Below are 20,375 nucleotides of genomic sequence, written 5' to 3' on the forward strand. Positions count from 1 at the left end.
AGGGCATTTTTTTTGCGGCTTATTGCAGTTGCGCGCGCTCCTGCGCCGTTAAGTCCAGTTCCTGAGTTGTACCCGTTTCTGAAGATTTTACCGCCGCTTCCAGCACCGCCATCACCGCCAGGGCTTCCACCGGATGGACCGGATTGTCAATCTTGCCGTTCAGGGCATCGCGCACGTTTATATAGTACTGCCGCTGGTCGCCTTTTGGCGCAGGGATAGCGCTGGCTTCACCCTGGGCATTAAACAGCACCATAGCGTCGCTGTCCTCACCCCAGCTTTCGCTACCCGGAATGACGCCTGCCAGAAGCTGGGCTTCCTGCTGATCGATGCGCGCTTTCACCACGCTGGCCTTATCGCCGTGGACGGTAAAGCGGGCAACGCCGCCTGCCACCAGCATGCTGCAATGGAGGACCACTTTGTGTTCAGGATAGTTCAGCACCACGTGCGCCCAGTCGTTAATTTCCGCACCGTCACGCAGGGTGGCGATGTTGCCCTGTACCGACAGCGGCAGACCAAAAAGCTGTAGCGTCTGGTCAATCATGTGCGGGCCTAAGTCGAACCACAGGCCACTGCCGGGAACATTTTGCTCTCTCCAGCGCACGCGAACCTCCGGGCGGAAACGATCGATATGCGATTCAAAGTGTTTTACCTTGCCGATACTGCCTTGCTCAATCACCTGCTTAATGCCGAGAAAATCGCTGTCCCAGCGGCGGTTATGGAAGACAGAGAGCAGGCGCTGTTTTTCTTGCGCAAGCGCAATCAGATCTCGCGCTTCCTGCATATCCAGCGTAAATGGCTTATCCACCACTACGTGCTTGCCGGCGTTGAGCGCCAGGGTGGCCAGCGGCGCATGGGTCGCGTTAGGGGAGGCGATAACCACCAGGTCGATATCCGGGTGCTGAATAGCCTCTTCAGGGGTGGCAACAACGAGGACATTCGGCAGATCGCGTTTGACCTTTTCTTCATCCCGGGATGAGACCACCGCCAGCTTCAGGCCGTCGACGGACTGGATCAGCGGGGCATGAAACGTCTTACCCACAAAACCATACCCGATCAGCGCAATATTCATTGTCTTCACTTTATTCATGACCTTCTCCACGTTAATGCGCGCAAACGGTAACCTGCACGGCGCTATGGTCCCCGAGCTCTGCCCAGGGACGATCTAAAAACAGTTGATGAATCTGGGATAACCCTGAAACCAGATAAGGTTCGCAATGGTTGAGTTTAAGATGGTCGGCGACTACCCAGTGCGCCTGGCTTGCGGCCAGCATGGCACGCTTCACCTCGGCATCCGCCTCCTGACTGGCGCTCAATCCGAGCTCGGCATGAATGGCGCATGCGCCAAGGATGGCGATATCCGCCCGGTAGCGAGAGAGCAGCGAAAGGGTGGCGCTTCCGGCAAACAGGCGCTGTTTCTGATCCCACTTTCCACCAAGCAGGATCAGATCGATATCTTCCCGATCGCTAACCTGCTGGGCGATATCAAGAGAAGGGGTGATTATGGTGAGCGGTCCCTGCAGGAAAGAGGCAACGGCCAGAAGTGTGCTTCCGGCGTCCAGAAAAAGCGTCGAGCCCGCAGGTACGCACTGCGCAACCTGTTTACCCAGCCGCTGCTTGATTTCAGGCAGTAAGGTATTCCTGCTAACTCGGTTCATCGTCGAGAGATTCAGCGCGATGGCGCCGCCATGGTTTTTTTGCGCCAGTCCCTGTTTTTCCAGATCGGTCAGATCGCGACGGATGGTATCCGCCGAAACCTGCAACTTTTCTGCCAGCTCAGTGATGCTGGCCTGGCCTTGTTCAGTAATAATTTCAAGTACATATTTCTGTCTGGCGGTTTTATGCATGGGTGCAGTATCCTGCAAAATGTCGCAATACTATGCAGTCTACAGCATTTTACAGGAAAGGGAATCGTAACAGGAGGGGGATGTTGTCCAAAAACAGTTTGATAAGGTGAATATTGAATTAGCATTAATCAGTCATCAAAAACATGTATGTATCGTTTAGACCTGATGTTAACGCTATGTTTTACATAGAAATTTGGTTAAAGCTACCGAATAAGGAGTTCGAATAAGAATATAAAACCAGATTATAAATATAAATTGGTGCTTATATCTATTAGATATTCTTTTTAAAGTAAAATAATTTAATATTAATCAGCGAATGACTTAAATTGACAGTTCTTTGAAAATCTTTGTGTCTGATTCGAGATGAAATAAACGCAAAAATGTACATCAAGGTGTTTCAGAATTTTCCTTAAATTACAGAGGGTTTATATGTTTCAGCGTAAACGCATCTAATAGCCATTTGTCCAGAAACCCCATCTTTTTTCTTATTTGTAACACCGCATTAACATTACAGATGTGGTCGCTCATATCACATTTTGTTATGCTGCGAATCAATAAATATTTAAGTAAATTCTTAAAAGAAAAAAAGAGATTGAACGGCTCTCATCTCAATTGAAATGGGTGTGGTCGACTATTGGCGGAATTTATCAAACAGGAGTGGGGCAAATAGGGTGAATTATTTGTACCTCTTCCTGGTAATTATTTAGCCATCACCTGAAGTCCGGGGGTATTATAAAGATGAAATGCAATAACAGGATGCTCAGATTATCTGCTTCCCTGACCTTAATTTCACTGGTGGTGACTGCGGCTCATGCAACTAACGGTCTGGTAGGGATATCTCCCGTTGCGGCAATGACGATGAAAGAAAGTATTCTTTTCGCTCTTGACCGCGACCCGTCGGTGAGTCAGCAGGCTGCACAGCTGGGGATTGGCCAGGCACAAATAGACGAAGCGCGTAGTGGCTGGATGCCACAAATAGCCTTGAACGGGAGTACGGGTCACAGCCAGACCACCGATTCGAGCGGCTCGTTGCGAAATTCCGCAGCCTGGGGGCTGAGCCTGACGCAGCTTGTGTACGATTTTGGCAAGACCAATAACAGCATCAGCCAGTCTTCAGCTCAGCGTGACAGCTATCGCTACCAGCTGATGAGCACGATGTCTGCCGTCGCGGAAAAAACGGCCCTCAGCTATGTGGAAGTGAAACGCTACAGCGATCTGCTACAGGCGGCAACAGAGAACGTGCAGGCGCTTAAAAACGTTGAGCAGCTGGCAAAACTCCGCGCCGATGCAGGCGTAAGCTCCACCTCTGATGAGCTTCAGACCCGCACTCGTATTGCCGGAATGCAGGCGACGGTAGAGCAGTACAATGCGTCACTGAACAGCGCCCGCGCGCGGCTGGCGGTATTAACTGGCATACAGGCTGAACGCTATTCACCGGTTCCGGGAGGTCTGGCCGTGGAGTCGGATTCTCTCAATCGAATTGATTATTCACTGATCCCAACGGTGATGGCCGCGCAGAACATGGAGCGTTCAGCCCAGTACGGCGTAGAAACCGCGAAGTCTCAGCACTGGCCAACCTTAAGCCTGAAAGGGGGCCGCACCCGGTACGAGTCTGATAATCGCGCGTACTGGGATGATCAGATCCAGCTCAATATTGATGCACCGCTTTATCAGGGCGGCGCGGTCTCGGCGCGCGTCCGTCAGGCCGAGGGCGCAAGGGCAATGGCATCGTCTCAGGTCGATCAGGCCCGTTTTGATGTCCTGCAAAAAGCCTCCGTCGCACAGGCCGACTGGACCGGGGCGCAAGGACGTATGGAGGCCGGAAAACGTCAGCTGGAAAATGCGTTGCGCGCCCGCGACGTCTACAAAAATGAATATACCCTGAGCAAGCGCAGCATTAACGATCTGCTCAGCGTGGAGCAGGATGTCTGGTCTGCCACCTCAGCGAAAATAATGGCTGAATACGATGGCTGGAGCGCGGCGATTAATTACGCCTCCGCGGTGGATAATCTCATGCCGCTTATCGGAATAGAGAAAAACGCTGCCGCGAAATTACCTGATTTGAGTTAAAAAAGGCGCGCCTTTCTGCGCGAAATAAGTCAGACAATAATGGGTGGTTTTTCCCAGGGATAGTTACATCCCTCTGGTGGACATAACCACAGGAATACGCGCACCTGCAAGGAGAAGAATATGAGTAACGCAAAAGTTGTTGATGTTATCATTCGAAAAACGGCAGAAAAAACGAAATTAACCGGTGAAGGGAATCTCTCGGTCTCTATTTCATCGCCGAGCGTGATTGAAATTCAGGGTTCTGCTCAGGACGTGGTGCGTTATGTCCGCCAGGGGAATGACCTCCTCATTTATATGAAAGATGGCAGCGTGATCCGCTGCAATAATTATTTTGTCGAAGACACGGAAACCCATAATCATTCCGAACTGGTATTTAACGATAACCAGGAGTTGACGCATATTTCATTTGCCGATGCCGGGGAAGCATCAGGCGTTGCCGCCACCGAATTAACCGCCCAGGCTGCACCCATTAGCAGCATTGAACCTTTTCTGGAGCAGGGAAGCGTCTTAAGCGATGCGCCGTGGGGCTGGATTGCCGGAGCGGCGTTGGGAGGCGGTGCGATTGGCGCACTGCTGGCTCACGGCGGTGACGGCGAGACCAAAACAAAAGTTATTGATAATACGAAAGAAGTCGAAAGCGCCACGCCAACATTTTTGCTGACGGATAACGCGGGTGACAAGCAGGGGGTGCTGAGTGCAAAAGAGGTCACGGATGATAACACCCCAACCTTCAGCGGTACCGGGCAGCCGGGCGCGACCATTCAGGTTAAAGACAGCAGCGGCAGCACAATCGCCAGCACCATGGTCGCAAAGGACGGCACCTGGACGGTAACACTTCCGACCCAGGCGGACGGGGAACATACCTGGTCCGTCGTCCAGATCGACGGCAGTAAAACGACCTCTGCGGGCAGTATTACCGTAACCGTTTCTACAGCGGATACCAGCGTGACGCTCGCCACCACGGCGGGCGATAACGTGATCAACGCCAGCGAGCAGGCCGCTGGCTTTACGCTGTCCGGCACCAGCAAAAACCTGGCGCAGGGCGCGGCGCTTACCGTCACGCTGAACGGTAAAACCTATTCCGCAGAAGTGGGGGCAAACGGCGCATGGAGCGTGAAGGTGCCTGCTGCTGACGCGCAGGCGCTGGGCGATGGTACCTGGACGGTCAACGTCAGCGGCAAAGACGCGGCGGGCAACACCGTGACCGGCAGCCAGACGATTGGCGTCGATACCGCTGCGCCAGCGATTTCTGTCGACACGATCGCCCAGGACAACATCATCAACGCGGCTGAACATAATCAGCCGCTGACGCTGACCGGAAAAACCGATGCGGAAGCGGGCCAGATTGTGACGGTCACGCTGAACGGCAAAAATCACACGGCGACCGTGGGCAGCGACGGCACCTGGTCCGTTACGCTTTCGGCCAGTGAAGTACAGGCGATGGCTAACGGCGAGCACACCCTGACGGCAAACGTCAGCGACAAAGCGGGTAACGGGGCCTCCACCACCGCCGATTTCACGGTCGATACCGCAGCGCCAGTGGTCACTATCAACACTGTCGCGGGCGACGACATTCTGAACACCAGCGAGCAGGGGCAGGCTCAGATTATTTCCGGCCAGGCGAACGGCGCGGCGGCGGGCGACGTTGTCACCGTGACCGTTGGCGGCAAGACCTTTACCGGTGTCGTCCAGGCGGACGGCAGCTGGAGCGTCGGCGTGCCAGCCTCTGTCATTGGCGCGCTGGGTGAAGGTAGCCACAGCATTTCGGTCTCCGTGACCGATGCGGCGGGCAACACCAGCAGCGCGACGCACGGCATTACGCTCAGCGGCAACCCGCCGGAATTTACCCTTGACCCCATCAGCCAGGATAACGTCCTGAATGCGCAGGAGGCCATGCAGCCCCTGAGCCTGAGCGGGACCAGTAATCTGCCGAACGGCAGCGCTGTCACCGTGACGCTGAACAACGTTAACTATCAGGCCACCGTTGAGAACGGTAGCTGGTCCGTTCTGGTGCCGGTTTCCGACGTGCTGGATCTGGCGAATACCCTTTACACCGTGAGCGTCAGCGGCACCGACAGCGTGGGTAACAGCGGCTCCGCCGAGGCGAATCTGCTGGTCGATACCGCGCTGCCGCAGGTGATCCTCAACACCTTTGCCGGGGATAACCTGGTCAATAACGCCGAAGCGGCGGTTGACCAAACCCTCAGCGGACGCGTCACCGGCGCGGCGGCGGGCGATACCGTCTCTGTCACCGTGGGCGGCAAGAGCTACACCGCGACGGTTGGCAGCGACCTGAAATGGAGCGTGACCATCCCATCGGCCGACCTTCAGGCGTTTGGCGACGGCGATTTAACCTTCAGCGCCTCTGTCACCAATGCGCACGGCAACACCGGCACCGGCGAACGTGATATCAACATCAACGCCGAACTGCCGGGCCTGCGCGTGAACACGATCTCTGGCGATGACGTGATTAACGCCATTGAACAGCAGCAGGATCTGGCCGTGACCGGCTCCAGCACTCATCTGGCCGAAGGCACACAGATCACCGTCACCATCAATAATGTTGAATACGTCACCACGGTTAACGCCAGCGGCAGCTGGCAGATTGGCGTGCCGTCAGCGGACCTGCAGGCATGGACGGCGGGAGGCATGACCGTCAGCGTCAGTGCGGAAGATGCCTGGGGCAACACCGTGGCGGCTGAACACCCGATCGAGCTTGACCTGAACGCGGTGGCCGTCACCATCGATACCGTAACCACTGACGATATGCTCAACGCGGCGGAAAAAGGCGCGGATGTCACGCTTTCCGGTCAGACGCAGGGCGTAGAGGCCGGGCAGACCGTGGTGGTGAAATTCGCGGATCAAACCTTTACCGCACAGGTGCAGCAGGACGGCTCCTGGCGCCTGACCGTTCCGGCGAGCGCAGGTGAGCGTCAGCGTGACTAACGTCAACGGCAACAGCGCGGACGCCTCACGCGTGGTGACCGTCGATACACAGCCGCCAGCCATTACGCTTGATAACCTGACCGACGACAACATCATTAATGCGGCAGAAGCGCAGCAGGATCTGGTGCTCAGCGGCAGCACAACCGCTGAAGCGGGCCAGACGGTCACCGTGACGCTGAACGGTAAATCTTACCAGACCACGGTCCAGGCGGACGGTCGCTGGCAGTTGAACGTGCCTGCCGCCGACGTTGGCGCGCTGACCGATGGCAATGTCACCGTCACGGCCACCGTCAGTGACGTGGCGGGCAACAGCAGCAGCGCGGACCGCGTTGGGCTGGTGGATGCCACCGTGCCGCAGGTGACCATCAACGATTTCGTCACCGACACCAACACCGTTAACCAGCTGGCCCATTCACAGGCGCAGATCCTGAGCGGCTCCGTCACCGGCGCGGCGGCGGGTGATTTGGTCATCATCACCATCAATAACGTGGACTACACCACCGTGGTGGATGCGGCGGGCAACTGGAGCCTCGGCCTGCCTGCGTCCGTCGTTCAGGGGCTGACGGACGGCACCTGGACCATTAACGTCTCCGTGACCGATCGGTCCGGCAACACCGGCAGCAGTTCTGTGGATGTGGTGGTCAATACAGTCACGCCTGTAATCGGTATTAGTACGCTGGCAGCGGATGACGTGATCAATGCGGCAGAGAAGGGCGAAGATCTGCTGCTTTCCGGTACCAGCAACCAGCCGGAAGGAACCACCATCACCGTTAATCTGAACGGTATCAACTATGCAGCCACCACCGACGCCAGTGGCAACTGGAGCGTTACCGTACCCGCCTCTGCGGTGAGCGCGCTGGGTGAAGCCAATTACACCGTGACGGCGAGCGTCACCGATAATGTGGGCAACAGCGCCTCTGCCACGCACGATGTGCTGGTGGACAGCTCGCTGCCGGTTGTTACCCTCAACAACGTCGCGGGCGACAATATCGTTAACGCGGCGGAAGTGGCCGCAGGGCAAACCCTGACCGGGAAAGTATCGAACGCGGCATCGGGCGATACCGTCACCATTATCATCGGCGGGCAGACATACACGGCTACCGTACAGGACGATCTCACCTGGAGCCTGCCGTTAACCCAGAGTCAGTTAACCGCGCTCGGCAACGGCGACCTGACCGTATCGGCCAGCGTGACGAACGCGCACGGTAATACCGGATCGTCTTCCCTGGATGTCACCATTGACGCCCAGTTGCCCGGCCTGCGCATTGATACCGTCGCCGGTGACGACGTCATTAACGTTATTGAACACGCGCAGAACCTGGTTATCTCCGGCACCAGCACCGACCTGGCGGCGGGTAGCACCGTCACCGTGAGCATCAACGGCAAGAGTTATTCCGCCTCGGTACTGGCGGACGGCACCTGGCAGGCTGCGGTTCCGGCCGCGGACGTCTCCCGGTGGGAGGACGGGTCGCTCACCATCAGCGCCAGCGCGCAGGATACCTCCGGCAACCCGGTGAACATCGGTACCGTGGTGGATGTCGATCTCGCCCCGGTGGCGATAAGCATCAACAGCGTGACGGACGACAACGTGCTGAACGCGGCAGAAAAAGGCCAGGATCTGGTGCTGTCCGGCTCCTCCTCGAACGTTGAAGCGGGCCAGACCGTTACCATTATCTTTGCGGGTAAAACCTGGACCACGATGGTCGATGCCAACGGCGACTGGACCTGCACCGTACCGGCTGCCGATCTGAGCGGCCTGAAGGATGGCGACGCCAGCGTACAGGTTAGCGTAACCAACATGAACGGCAACGCGGCCTCTTCCTCGCAGGCATTCAGCGTCGATACCGCCGCGCCAGCGGTCACCATCAACACCATCAGCGGCGACAACATGCTAAATGCGGCAGAGGCGGCGCAGGACCTGACCCTGAGCGGGACGTCTACTGCCGAAGCAGGCCAGACGGTCACCGTGACCTTCAACGGCAATCAGTACACCGCCCAGGTGCAGGCAAACGGCAGCTGGACGCTGGATGTACCGGCGGCGGATCTGGCGGGGATCGCAGACGGTAGCGCGGCGGTCACGGCGACCGTGTCCGATAAAGCGGGCAACCCGGCCAGCGCGGGGGCGTCCGTGCTGGTCGACACTACCGTGCCGCAGATTACCTTCAACATTGTGGCGGGCGACGACATTGTTAATATTGCCGAGCACGGCCAGGCGCTGATTGTCACCGGCAAGGTGACGGGCGCGCAGGCGGGCGATGTGATTACCCTGACCCTGAACGGCAAAGACTACACCGCCATGCTGGACGGTGCCGGTAACTGGAGCGTGGGCGTTCCGGCGGCGGACGTGGGCGCGCTGGCTAACGGCGATCAAACGATCTCCGCCACGCTCACCGATAAAGCGGGCAACAGCACCAGCGCGACGCACGCGTTTGACGTCTCCCTGACCGCGCCGGTGATTGCCATCACTACCCTGGCGGTTGACGACGTGATCAACGCGACCGAGAAAGGTCAGGATCTGCTGGTCTCCGGCACCAGCAACCAGCCGGACGGGACCCGCATCACCGTAACCCTGAACGGTATCAGTTACGCCGCCACCACCGATGCCAGCGGTAACTGGAGCGTCACCGTTCCGGCGGCAAACGTCTCGGCACTGGGCGAAGCGAGCTACAGCGTGACGGCCAGCGTGACCGATACCGCGGGTAATAGCGCGAACACCAGCTATAGCGTGCTGGTCGACAGCGCGCTGCCGCAGGTCACCATTAATGCAGTTGCCACCGACGACGTGATTAACGCAGCGGAAGTGGCTTCCGGACAAACCCTGAGCGGGAAAGTGAGCGGCGCGGCGAGCGGTGACACTGTCACGATCGGTATCGGGGGCAACACCTATACCGCGACGGTTCAGGACGATCTGAGCTGGTCGGTTAACGTGGCATCTGACGTCTTAACCGCTATCGGTAACGGCGATCTCAACGTAACAGCGAGCGTGACCAACGGCCACGGCAACACCGGCACCGGCGAGCGCGACATTACGATTGATGCCAGCCTGCCGGGCCTGCGCGTGGATACCGTGGCAGGCGACGATGTGATCAACAGCATCGAGCATACTCAAAACCTGATTATCACCGGCTCCAGCGACGGGCTGGCGAGCGGATCGGCGCTGACGGTCACCGTCAACGGCAAAACCTACGCGGCAACCGTGCTGGCGGACGGCACCTGGACGGCGGCTATTCCGGCGGCTGACGTCGGCGCGCTGAGCGCAGGCACGATCACCGTGACCGTTGACGGCCAGAGCGCGGCGGGTAACCCGGTTTCCATCAGCCACGATGTGAAAGTGGATCTGGCGGCAGTCGCCATCAGCATTAACCCGATAGCCTCGGACGACGTAATCAACGCGGCTGAGAAAGGCGCGGACCTGGTGCTGTCTGGCTCGACCACCAACGTGGAAGAAAACCAGACCGTTACCATCACCTTCGGCGGCAAGTTGTACACCGCGACGGTGGATGCCAGCGGCAACTGGACGGCGACCGTACCGTCTGCCGATTTGGGCGGACTGAAAGACGGCGACACCAGCGTGCAGGTCAGCGTCACCAACGTAAACGGCAACAGCGCCTCTGCGGGCCGCGAGTACAGCGTGGATGCCACCGCGCCGACGGTGTCGATTGAAATCGTCAGCGACAACAACATCATCAATGCTGCCGAAGCGCAGCAGGATCTGGTCATCAACGGCGTCTCTGATGCGGAAGCGGGCCAGACCGTGACCGTGACCCTGAACGGCGAGAATTACACCACCACCGTGCAGGCGAATGGCAGCTGGAGCGTCACCGTACCGTCTGCGGATGTCGGCGCGATTTCCGACGGCGATTACACCATCACGGCAGCCGTCCTGGATAAAGCGGGTAACCCGGCCTCGGCGGATCGCGATGTGCTGGTGGATACCACGGTGCCACAGCTGACCATTAACACCGTTTCCGACGACGACGTGATCAACAGCGCCGAGCATGCGCAGGCGCTGATTATCACCGGTTCCGTGACCGGTGCGGCGGCGGGTGACGTGGTGACCGTCACCATCAATAACAAAGATTACACGGCGACCCTGGACGCTTCCGGCAAGTGGAACGTGGGCGTGCCTGCGGCGGACGTGAGTGCTCTGACCGCAGGGGATCACACCATCACCGCGGCGCTGACCGATAAAGCCGGAAACAGCAACAGCACAACGCACGAGGTTGAAGTCAACCTCACCGCGCCGGTGCTGACCATTGACACTGTGTCCGGTGACGATGTGATCAACAACACCGAGAAAACTCAGGATCTGACGATCTCCGGTACGGCTTCCGGCCTGGCGACAGGCGCGGTGGTGACCGTGATGCTCAACGGCAAAGCGTACAGCGCCACGGTAGCTACCAATGGCCAATGGACTACAACCGTTCCGGCGAACGAGGTGGGGCAACTGGGTGAAGCGCTTTACACCGTGTCGGCCTCCGCGACGGACAGCGTCGGCAACAGCACCAGCACCTCGCACACCGTGAACGTGGAATCCGTTCTGCCGGGCGTGATTATCAACACCGTGGCAGGTGACGACGTCATTAACGCGGCGGAGCTGGCAACCGGCCAGACCATCAGCGGTAAGGTGGTGAATGCCGAAGCAGGCAACACCGTGACCGTGACCATTGGCGGCAACAGCTACACCGCAACGGTGCAGAGCGATCTCACCTGGTCCGTGAGCGTGCCGGAGTCGGTGCTGACCGCACTGGGCAACGGCGATTTAACCGTGTCAGCCAGTGTCACCAACGGCGTGGGCAATAGCGGAACGGGCGAGCGCGAAATCGTGATAGACGCGAATCTGCCGGGCCTGCGCGTGGACACCGTGGCGGGCGATGACGTGATTAACAGCATCGAACACGGGCAGAATCTGATTATCACGGGTTCAAGCGACGGCCTGACGGCGGGTACGGCGCTGACCGTCACCGTAAACGGTAAAACCTATGCGGCTACCGTGCTGGCAGACGGCACCTGGAGTGCGGCGATCCCTTCTGCGGACGTGAGTGCCCTTGCCGCAGGCACGGTCACCGTGACCGTTGAAGGGCAGAGCAGCGCGGGCAATCCGGTGACTATCAACCATGATGTGACGGTGGATCTGGCAAACGTCGCCATCAGCATTGACGCCATCGCTTCCGATGACGTGATCAACGCCGCCGAGAAGGGCGCGGATCTGGTGCTCTCCGGCACCACTGCGAACGTGGAGGAAAATCAAACCGTCACCATCGCCTTCGGCGGCAAGAACTACACCGCCACGGTGGACGCTGAGGGTAAATGGACCGCCACTGTGCCATCTTCGGATCTGACCGGTCTGAAAGAGGGTGATGCCAGCGTGCAGGTAAGCGTCACCAACGTGAACGGCAACAGCGCCTCGGCGGGCCGCGAGTACAGCGTGGATGCTACCGCGCCGTCCGTGACCATCAACATGATTGCCACAGATGATATCCTCAACGCCTCAGAAGCGCAGTCTGACCTGGCAATCTCCGGCACCAGCACCGCCGAAGCAGGCCAGACGCTGACCGTGTCGCTGAACGGCAAAGATTACACCACAACCGTCAGCGCGAACGGCAGCTGGACGCTGAACGTTCCGGCGGCGGAGCTGGCAGGATTAACCGACGGCAGCGTGACGGTAACTGCCTCAGTCAGCGACAAGGCGGGTAACCCGGCGTCGGTGGACCACAACCTGACGGTGGACGTCACCGTTCCGACTGTGACCATCCACACCGTGGCAGGCGACGACGTGATTAACGTGGCTGAACACAAGCAGGCACAGATTATCAGCGGCTCCGCCACCGGCGCGGCGGCGGGCGATAAGGTCACCGTCACGATCGGCGGCCAGACTTACACCACCGTGCTGGACGCGGCGGGTAACTGGAGCGTGGGCGTTCCGGCAAATGTGATTTCAGGCCTCAGCGACGGCACCGTGACCGTCACTGCGTCTGTCACCGACGCGGCGGGCAACACTGGCAGCGGCACGCATAATGTGACCGTCGATACCGGTCTGCCGTCGGTCAGCTTTAACGCCATCAGCGATGACAACGTCCTGAACGCGGTAGAAAAAGGGCAGGACCTGAGCGTCAGCGGCACCAGCGCCAACCTGGCGGAAGGCACCGTGGTGACCGTAATTCTGAACGGTAAAAACTACACGGCGACAACTGCGGCAGACGGCACCTGGAGCCTGACCGTTCCGGCGGCGGATCTGGCGAGCCTGGGCGAAGCCAACTACACCCTGAGCGCGACCGCCACCAACGGCGTGGGCAACAGCGTGAGCAATACCGCGAACCTGCTTGTCGACACCGCGCTGCCAACCGTCACCATCAACACAGTGGCGGGCGACAACGTGATTAACGCGGCGGAAGTGGCTGCGGGGCAGACCCTCAGCGGCAGGGTAACGAACGCTGAGGCGGGCAACACCGTGACGGTGACCATCGGCGGCAACAGCTACACCGCGACGGTGCAGAGCGATCTGACCTGGTCCGTGAACGTGCCTGAGTCGGTTCTGACGGCGCTGGGCAACGGCGATTTAACGGTGTCAGCGACCGTCACTAATGACCATGGCAATTCGGGAACGGGCGAGCGCGATATCACTATCGACGCCAGCCTGCCGGGGCTGCGCGTGGATACCGTGGCGGGCGATGACGTGATCAACAGCATTGAGCATGGTCAGAATCTTATCGTCACTGGCTCAAGCGATGGGCTGGCGGCGGGCACTACGCTCACCGTGACACTGAATGGCAAGACCTATGCCGTATCGGTACTGGCAGACGGCTCCTGGACCGCGGCGATCCCGGCGGCAGACGTGGGCGCTCTGGCCGCAGGCACGATGACCGTCACCGTAGCGGGCCAGAGCGCGGCGGGCAATCCGGTCTCCATCAGCCACGACGTCACCGTCGATCTGGCAGCCGTGGCAATCAGCATCGATGCCATCGCCACCGACGACGTGATTAATGCGGCGGAGAAAGGCGCGGATCTGGTGCTTTCCGGCAGCACATCCAATGTGGAAGAGAACCAGACCGTGACCATCACCTTTGGCGGCAAGTCTTACACCGCCAAAGTCGATGCCGACGGCAACTGGACGGCGAGCGTGCCTTCCTCGGATCTGGCGGGTCTGAAAGACGGCGACGCCAGCGTGCAGGTGAGCATCACCAACGCGCACGGCAACAGCGCTTCGGCGGGCCGCGAATACAGTGTAGATGCCACCGCGCCAACCGTGACGATTGACACGGTCGCAGGCGACAACGTGATCAACGGCAGCGAAGCGGCTGCGGGCGTGGCCATTTCCGGCACCACCACGGCGGAAGTCGGTCAGACGGTAACCGTAACCTTCGGCGGGAACAGCTACACCGCGCAGGTTCAGCAGGGCGGCGTCTGGAGCGTTAACGTGCCGGGCACAGACCTGTCCGCCCTGGCGGATAACGGCTACAGCGTGCAGGTGAGCGTGAGTGACGCCGCGGGTAACCCGGGCAGCGCGGGTAAAGCGATTACGCTTGATACCACACCGCCGACCGTCAGCTTTAACGTTGTGGCGGGCGATGACGTCATCAACAGCGTGGAGCACGGGCAGGCGCAGATCGTCAGCGGCACCGCAACCGGCGCCAGCGTCGGCGATAAGCTGATTATCACCATCGGTTCGAATCAGTACACCACCACCGTTGACGCCAGCGGTTACTGGAGCGTGGGCGTTCCGGCCAGCGTGATTTCCGCACTGACCGACGGCACCGTAACCCTCACCGCGACTATCACCGACAGCGCAGGCAACAGCAGCACTCAGACCCATGACGTGGTGGTAAATACCGCATCGGTCGCGCTGACCGTCAACACCCTCAGTGGTGATGACGTGATCAATGCGGCAGAAGCGGGCGCGTCGCTGGTTATCAACGGTTCCAGTGCGCAGTTCGCCAGCGGTACGCAGGTCACTATCACCCTGAATGGTAAGAGCTATACGGCCACCATTCAGAGCGACGGCGCCTGGCAGACCACCGTTCCGGCCGCCGACGTGGGCGCTCTGGCCGACGGCGCGAGCTACCAGGTTTCTGTTTCGGCGCAGGACAGCGCCGGGAACAGCGCCTCGGCGACGCATACCATCAGCGTGGACACCACCGCGCCGGTGATTAGCGTGAACACGTTGTCGGGCGACGACGTGTTGAATGCGGCGGAAGCTCAGCAGCCGCTCACCGTACACGGCTCTTCCAGCGCGGAAGCAGGCCAGACGGTGACCGTCACGCTGGGCGGAAAAACCTACACTGCGCTTGTCGGCAGCGATGGCACCTGGACGCTGGACGTTCCGGCGGCAGACCTGGTCGCACTGAGCCAGGGTGCGCTGACGGTGACCGCCGTGGTCAACGATAAAGCCGGTAACAGCGGCCAGACGACCCATACCTTAACGGTCGATACCGTCGCACCAGCCGTCACCATCAGCACCGTGGCCGATGACGATATCGTCAACAACGCCGAGCAGCTGGCGGGGCAGACTATTAGCGGGACCACCACCGCGGAGCAGGGCCAGACGGTGACCGTCTCCTTCAACGGGCACAGCTATCAGGCGACCGTTGGAGCAGACGGTTCGTGGTCGGTCTTCGTGCCGGGCCGCGACTTCCTCGGCCTGAGCGATGGGGATTACACCATTACGGCTACGGTGAGCGATAAGGCGGGTAACCCGGGCAGCGCAACACACGACGTGACGCTGAACGGCGACGTGCCGACCATCGTCATTAACACCTTTGCCCAGGACGATATCGTCAACGCCGCCGAGCACGGCACGCCGCTAATTGTCAGCGGCACCACCGACGCGCCTGCGGGCCAGACGGTGACCATTACGCTTAACGGTAAAACCTACACGGCTACCGTTCAAAATGACGGCACCTGGAGCTATACGGTCGGCAGCGCAGACGTGACCGCGCTGGCGGACGGCGGTTCGTACGTGATCAATGCGCAGGTGAGCAACGCCATCGGCAACAGCGCCAGCGATAACCACAGCGTCACCGTGGATCTCACCGCACCGTCAATGGGGATCAGCATTGATTCCCTGCAAAACGATACCGGCCTGAGCGCGAGCGACTTCATCACCAACGATAAGCAGGTGGTGGTGAACGGTTCGCTATTGGCGCAGCTCGGCAATAACGAGAAGGCGCAGATCAGCCTCGACGGTGGTTCAACCTGGATTGACCTGACCGTGACCGGCACCACCTGGCGCTACACCGATGGGCGTACCCTGACGGACGGGACGTACCCGTACCAGGTGCGCGTCATTGATAATGCGGGGAACGTTGGGGCAACGGACAGCCAGGACGTGGTAATCGATCTGACGAAGCCTGCGGCGACGAGCATTACCGTGGATTCCGTCTCGCAGGATACCGGCCTGTCCGACAGCGACTTCATTACCAGCGACAACCAGATTAGCCTGAAAGGGACGCTCGGCGCGGCCCTGGGCAGCGGCGACCACGCGCAGATCAGCCTGGACGGTGGCGCGACCTGGACTAACGTGAGCGTCAGCGGTCTGAGCTGGACCTACGTTGATGGGCGCACGCTGGCCGACGGGGATTACAACTACCAGCTGCGGGTGATTGACGACGCGGGGAATATCAGCGCCACCACCAGCCAGGTGGTGACCATTGATACCGTCGCGCCGGACGCCAGCAAAACGATCGCTATCGACAGCATCAGCGACGATACCGGCCTGAGCAGCAGCGACTTTATCACCAATGATACCTCCCTGACGCTGCACGGCTCGCTCGGCGCAACGCTGGCCGACGGCGAATATGCACAGATTAGCATCGACGGCGGAGTCAGCTGGCAGAACGTGATCGTCACCGGCAACAGCTGGTACTACGTGGACGGCCGCACGATGATTAACGGCACCTATGACTACTATGTGCGGGTAATAGACATCGCGGGTAACATTGGTGGGTCGGCATATCAGAAGGTGACCGTGGACCTGGTGGCGCCTGATAGTGCGATTACCGTCAGCATTGACAGTATTTCAACCGATACGGGCTATAGCGACAGCGACTTCCTGACTAATGATACGTCACTGACTATCAATGGTTCGATTGGTGCGCCGCTTTCCAGCGGTGAATATGTGCAGATCAGCGTCGATAACGGTTTGACCTGGCAGTATGTCACGATGAATGGCAACCGCTGGAGCTTCATCGATATCCGCGATTTGCCTGAAGGGGAACATACCTATCAAGTTCGGGTTGTAGATTTAGCGGGGAATACAGGCGCAACGGCTGAGCAGGTGGTTACCGTCGATCTGACGCCGTCTAACACCGCAGCGACAATTATTAGCTATACGGATGAGGTAGGCTCATCACACGGTGAGTTTAGTGCTGGCACGACAACAGACGATCGTTTGCCTGTGCTAAACGGCACGTTGTCTTCCTCGCTTTTGACCGGCGAGCTGGTGCGTGTGTATCGCGCCGACGGCACCTTGCTTGGCGAGGCTGACGTAAACGGTACTTCCTGGTCCTTCGCCTTGACGGATCCGCTGGTAGATGGAGAAAAAGGGGAATTTTATGCGGTCGTTGTCGATGCCGCTGGAAATGAAACCACACCTTCACCTGTGTTTGATTTCACCGTTGATTTGCAAATGTATGTAGAGGTGCAGGATACCCTGGATACCACGCCGATTATCACCGGCCGCGTTGACTTCGAGATCCTCGATGGTGAATACGTTGAAGTGACGGTCAACAATGTGGTTTACAGTTCTCGCAATGGCGTTGTCGTTGTTGATCCTAAGAACAGTACCTGGTACGTGCAGATCCCTGACGCAGACGCCCTGGCGCTAGGCACATATGATGTCAAGGCTGCACTTTACAAAGCTGACGGCACGCAGATCACGGCGGATGGCTCCGCGAACGAGCTGACGGTATCACCGACGCCGGAAATAAGTTTTACCTCGACCGCAGCCTCTTCGCAGGATACGGGCACGGCACTGACCCTGGCTGAAGATGGCTCATGGAGGATCCTCAGCAATTCTACGGTCTTTACCCAGAACGCAACCAGTTCGACGACGTTAGGTTCATTCAGCTCCGTCGCAATCAGTGGTCCGGACAGACAGCAGCAATCAACATTTGTCGACTTTGACCGTGATGGCCTGATGGATATCCTCGGTGCAGATACCAGTTATGCAAATGGCCAGCAGTCTTTCAAATACAATGCGGACGGCACCTACACCACCTTCCAGGTGGGTTCTAATGGCGTTGCGGGACAGACAAATGATGTCAATGGCAACACATGGAGTTGGTACGGCGGCGTAATGGGCATTGATATTGATGGGGATGGATTTGTCGACATGGTATACGGCGATGGATCTCCAAACGATTCCAACGCACCGGGTGGCTATGATACGCAAATCGTAATGAACACGGACGGCACTATTATCGGCTTTGACAAAAGTGGTGCTTATGTTGAAACCGCTACAACCCAGGATGGGGTGGCATCGACCAACAATAACAATGCGCAAATGAGCCGCGATCTCTCTGGCGTGGATCTCAACAATGATGGCTATGTCGACATTGTGTATCACGGGACGGTAGGCACCAACTATACCTCAGGCGGAGGCTCCAGCAGTGCGAATACCCGACTGGTGGTCGCGACCAATGGCGTGGATGCAAACGGTAATTATACGCTGACCAATACCCAGATTGTGACGGGGGTTTTCTATGGAAATCAGGGGACGACGAGTAATTATTACACCACTATGACCTGGGCCGACCTTAACGGCGATGGCTATATGGATCTCTTTGTGGGAGGGCTAACCGGTCAGGGTAACGCCACCAGTGCCGTTTTCTACAACGATGGTGCCGGGAATTTAACCGCGGCGGCTAACGGTGTGGGAACCGGGTCGAATGTTCAGACCTTCGGCGACAGCGTAAACAGCATGACCTCGCTGGCGGTGGACTGGAACGGTGATGGCAAGATGGATCTGATCGAGATTGCGGGCGCAGCGGGCAGCACAGTTGCCACTAACGCCAACAATATCGGCATGCTCTGGCTCAACAATGGTGTGAACGCCGGTACAGGGCAGGTTAACTGGTCATCGCAAACGCTGTTAACGGGCGCAAATCAGGGCAGCACTAACGTCACCACGGGAGCACTAGCGCTCGACCTTGATTATGATGGCGATCGCGATTTAGTCGTGTTCCGCGCGGCGGGTGGCAAGACGGAGTACATCGAAAATACCAGTACCATCAACGATGGAACCAGCATCATTCTGCGTATTTCTGACGCCAACGGTATTAACGCCTTCTATGGTAATACGGTACTGCTGGTAGACGAGAGTACCGGTAAAGTTGTTAGTTCACAGGTCATTAACCCGCAGGGCGGCGTGAACATGAACGATTCGACAGGGCTGGTGTATTTCTACGGTCTTGATGCGAGCAAGTCTTACAGCGCTGTACTGCTTTCTAATGCTAATGACTTTGGCGGTGTTTCGTCCGTCAGTTTCGACTCTTCCGGGACAACGAATACCATCGAGAACGTCAACGCTTCCTGGGCGGGACTCAAAGCGGTAGAGAAGAACCATGCCTATGTATTGACCGCAGAAAATGGGGATGCAGTCGTTGATAGCGCCCAGGCCGCAACGGATGGAAGCAATTCAGTAGGTATTGTAGGAACAGGTTACAACGACACGCTATACGCAACGGCCGGTACGCATATTTATAACGGTGGCGGCGGTAGCCGCGTGGTATCCGATGTGAACGTCTGGACCGCCGAAGGGGGAATGGATATTGTCGATTACAAGCTCGCTGGTTCGACAGCGCTGAATATCGATCTCAGTAAGACCGGTATGCAAGATACAGGTTTTGGTTCTGCACGGTTTGTCAACATTGAAGGGCTGGCTGGTGGAAATGGTGACGATGTCTTTACAGGCAATACCGCGGATAACTTCTTTGAAGGCCGCGGCGGTAACGACACCTTCAACATCGGCAGCGGCGGTCAGGACACGCTGCTCTATAAGCTGATCAACGCGTCTGACGCGACGGGCGGCAACGGTAGCGATGTGGTGAACGGCTTTACCGTCGGTACCTGGGAAGGGACGGCAGACACGGACCGCATCGATCTGCGCGACCTGCTTTCCGACAGCGGCTATACCGGCACCGGCTCGGCGAGCTACGTGAACGGCGTGGCGACGCTGGACAGTAGCGCGGGCAACATTGCTGACTACATCCGCGTGGTGCAGAACGGCAGCAACACCGAGATCCAAGTTGACCTCGACGGGACGGGCGGCCAGTTCTCGCCAACCACCCTGGTGACGCTGAACGGCGTGCAGACGGATCTGGCGACGCTGCTGGCAAATCATCAACTGTTAATTGCGTAAAACAACGCCGCGGGGAGCGATCCTCGCGGCTTTTTGCGTTTCTTTACATTAATAGCCATAACCCTCTATTTCACAAGATTATTTTGCGGGCTCGTTTAGGCAACGTTCGATTTCTAATCATCCCGAAAAGGTATCATTTCAGTGCGAAATCATCGCCC

5 protein-coding genes are annotated in these 20,375 nt (G+C 58.4%); 3 read left to right on the plus strand and 2 right to left on the minus strand.

Features of this window, described 5'->3' with window-relative positions; genetic code table 11:
- Positions 1-19 precede the first annotated feature (19 nt).
- Both ACQG0S_RS10490 and ACQG0S_RS10495 read right to left on the minus strand, forming a co-directional pair.
- On the minus strand, positions 20-1,087 hold the full coding sequence (locus ACQG0S_RS10490; RefSeq protein WP_063137719.1) for an oxidoreductase: 1,068 nt from the start codon (positions 1,085-1,087) through the stop codon (positions 20-22).
- 13 nt (positions 1,088-1,100) lie between these two features.
- The gene (locus tag ACQG0S_RS10495; protein ID WP_169441087.1) at positions 1,101-1,844 is read right to left on the minus strand and encodes a DeoR/GlpR family DNA-binding transcription regulator; all 744 of its coding nucleotides are present in this window, start codon (positions 1,842-1,844) and stop codon (positions 1,101-1,103) included.
- A gap of 756 nt (positions 1,845-2,600) precedes the next feature.
- Between ACQG0S_RS10495 and ACQG0S_RS10500 the strand changes: the two genes are divergently transcribed.
- The 3 genes from ACQG0S_RS10500 to ACQG0S_RS10510 all read left to right on the plus strand — a co-directional run bounded on the left by ACQG0S_RS10500 (position 2,601) and on the right by ACQG0S_RS10510 (position 20,217).
- Positions 2,601-3,914 (plus strand): TolC family outer membrane protein, encoded by a 1,314-nt coding sequence (locus tag ACQG0S_RS10500; RefSeq protein WP_223861947.1) that lies wholly within the window; start codon positions 2,601-2,603, stop codon positions 3,912-3,914.
- Between the two features lie 120 nt (positions 3,915-4,034).
- Positions 4,035-6,860, plus strand: a complete 2,826-nt coding sequence (locus ACQG0S_RS10505) for an Ig-like domain-containing protein (RefSeq protein WP_426750302.1) — start codon at positions 4,035-4,037, stop codon at positions 6,858-6,860.
- A gap of 34 nt (positions 6,861-6,894) precedes the next feature.
- A complete protein-coding gene (locus ACQG0S_RS10510; protein ID WP_426750802.1) occupies positions 6,895-20,217 on the plus strand; it encodes an Ig-like domain-containing protein in 13,323 nt (4,440 codons plus the stop codon).
- The last annotated feature ends 158 nt before the right edge of the window (positions 20,218-20,375 follow it).

Origin of the sequence: Enterobacter cloacae complex sp. 418I7 (genome assembly GCF_050030705.1) — a bacterium.
GTDB lineage: Bacteria > Pseudomonadota > Gammaproteobacteria > Enterobacterales > Enterobacteriaceae > Enterobacter > Enterobacter intestinihominis.

Excerpts from the sequence above, each read along its gene's own strand:
- ACQG0S_RS10500 (WP_223861947.1), top strand. The coding sequence starts at position 2,601 with ATGCTCAGATTATCTGCTTCCCTGACCTTAATTTCACTGGTGGTGACT.
- ACQG0S_RS10490 (WP_063137719.1), bottom strand. The coding sequence starts at position 1,087 with ATGAATAAAGTGAAGACAATGAATATTGCGCTGATCGGGTATGGTTTT.
- ACQG0S_RS10495 (WP_169441087.1), bottom strand. The coding sequence starts at position 1,844 with ATGCATAAAACCGCCAGACAGAAATATGTACTTGAAATTATTACTGAA.
- ACQG0S_RS10505 (WP_426750302.1), top strand. The coding sequence starts at position 4,035 with ATGAGTAACGCAAAAGTTGTTGATGTTATCATTCGAAAAACGGCAGAA.